Annotated in this window: 2 protein-coding genes; one reads left to right on the top strand and one right to left on the bottom strand. The window is 74.1% G+C overall.

Translation table 11 applies throughout. The features are described 5' to 3' along the window. Positions 1-222, top strand: a 222-nt coding sequence (locus ACWGIU_RS36485) for a hypothetical protein (protein WP_453712371.1), incomplete at its 5' end; no start/stop codon positions are given. A gap of 449 nt (positions 223-671) precedes the next feature. Here ACWGIU_RS36485 and ACWGIU_RS36480 read toward each other — a convergent pair. After that, the gene (locus ACWGIU_RS36480; RefSeq protein ID WP_453712370.1) at positions 672-1805 is read right to left on the bottom strand and encodes an FAD-dependent monooxygenase; all 1134 of its coding nucleotides are present in this window, start codon (positions 1803-1805) and stop codon (positions 672-674) included. Between the last annotated feature and the right edge of the window lie 288 nt (positions 1806-2093).

Here is a 2093-nt window from a genome sequence, read left to right as displayed (position 1 = left end):
CCGGCGCCCGCACCCATCCCCTCCCTGGCCATCGGCGAGGCGGCCGAGAAGGCCGCCGCGGCCGTGCCGGGCGGAAAGGTGGCGGGTCTGCGCGCGGTCGCACAGGAGGGCGGCGGCAGCGCCTGGCTGGCCGTGGTCATCGGCTCCGACGGGGTCCGGCACGCGGTCACCGTGTCCGGCACGGACGGCACGATCACCAGCAACACCACCAAGGACCGCTAGGGGCTGTCCCGTAGGCCCCGGTGGATCGGCGCACGGCGTCGGATGCGGTGCATCGTCGTGCGCCCGTCGGGGATGACGGGACAGTCCCTCCGTCCGCTCGGGTCCGCGCCTTTCCGTGGGGCGCGGTTTCTGATCAGGTGGAAGGGGAGAGCGAGATCGGGGTCGCCCAGCGCTGAGATCGGGGCCGCCATCCAGATCGTGAGGTCGTTGGCGATGTCGTTGATGCTGTCGAGGTGGTGAACTCGGCCTCGTAAGGGTGGTGTCGCGGCGGACGACCTCGTAGCCGCCGTCGCCGGCACCTGCCGCAGCCGGGGCACGGGTCGGGAAGGCGACCAGGCGAGCCGAGAGCATCATCGAGCGCTACAGCCTCAGAGGTCGAAAGACACGCTTGCCCAAGCGTCAACGCGGTGCGGGCGGGCCGGGCGGGACTTTGCCGACAGCCCTTGGAGCTACGGGGTCATGGCCCGGCCGCCGATACCGGGGGCCCCGCCGAGCTGGCCGCGCCACCAGGCCTCCATCGCGCCGCCGTCCATGCCTGCCCAGGCCGGGGTCCGCTCGACCTGGGCGCGGCCCAACCGCCGGGCGAGCGCGACCAGCTCCCGTCCGGCGGCGCCGCGGGTCTCCTCGTAGCCGCGCAGCAGTTCCTCCAAGGACCCGCCGCGGCGCCACCCGTCGGCGAGGGCGACGGCGTCCTGGAGGGCCTTGGCCGCGCCGCTCGTGTTGTGCGGCCGTACGACGCTCGCCGCGTCCCCCGCCAGCAGCAGCCGGCCGGCGGCGGTGCGCCTGGTCCCCATGTCGTAGATCGGCTGGACGAAGGTGTCCGCAGGGTCGGTCAGCGCGAGCGCCCGCCCCCAGTACGGCGGGAACTCGCGATCGAGCAACACCGCCAAATGGCCCGCCGCACCCGGGCCGAGGCCGCCCGGCGGGAAGCTCGTCGGATCGTCCTGGCGCAGCTGCTCGTCCTGCGGCGGAGAGGCGTAGAGCACCCAGTTCACCCGCGGTCCGGCCGGCCCGGGAATCCGGTAGATGACGCAGGAACCGCCCGGGAAGCAGACCGTGGTCGCCGCCTCCGGCGCCGAGCCCGCGACGCTCCCGAGCTGCGCGAGCAGCGCCGCGTCGAAGTTGCCGCGCCAGCACACGTAACCGGCGTACTGCGGCCGGGCATCCGGACAGAGCGCCGCGCGCACCACCGACCGGTACCCGTCGGCTCCGACCACCAGGTCGTACCGCTCGACGGACCCACCCGCGAACCGGACGTCGACGCCCGCGCCCCCCGCTCCCTCGACGCCCGTCACCGTCTCCCCCTGCCGGTAGACCACCGAGCCCGGCACAAAGTCCCGGAGGCCTTGCCAGAGCAGGCCCCAGTGGTAGGAGTGGAAGGGGAACGGCTGCTCCCAGATCACGCGGCCTCCCGCCCCGTGAGCATCGTCGCGGACCACCCAGCGGCGCCGCTCCAGTCGGTGCGCCGCGATCCCCCCGGGCAGCGCACCGTTCGCGCCGAGCTCGGCGGCCCGCTCGTCGTGGATGCACAGTCCGACGCCCCGGTCCTGCAGCCGCCCTCGCGTGCGCTCCAGTACCACCACCTCACCCGCACCGCCGCCGTGGCGACGGCGCAGCCCGCGATGCTGCCGCCGACCACCGCGATCGTTTCCGCCCCGCATATGACCTGCCTCCCCTCATGCCGCCACTCCTCTTTACCCTCACCGGGCAGGAGTCATCCTGGTGAAGACCGCGTCGGGACGCGTCCCACCGGATCGCGTCGCAGCGACATCCGATCGTGTGACAGAAGCAGCGGAGGGGAACCGTTCGGGCGCGCGTCGGCGGAAGCGGCGCTCGGCGGGCACACCGGGGCGCGCGCGGGCGGACCGGGG

The sequence above is a fragment of the Streptomyces sp. NPDC054840 genome (assembly GCF_053611065.1).
The sequence above is the reverse complement of the archived record's forward strand: the minus strand, read 5'-3'. Positions and strand labels throughout refer to the sequence as shown.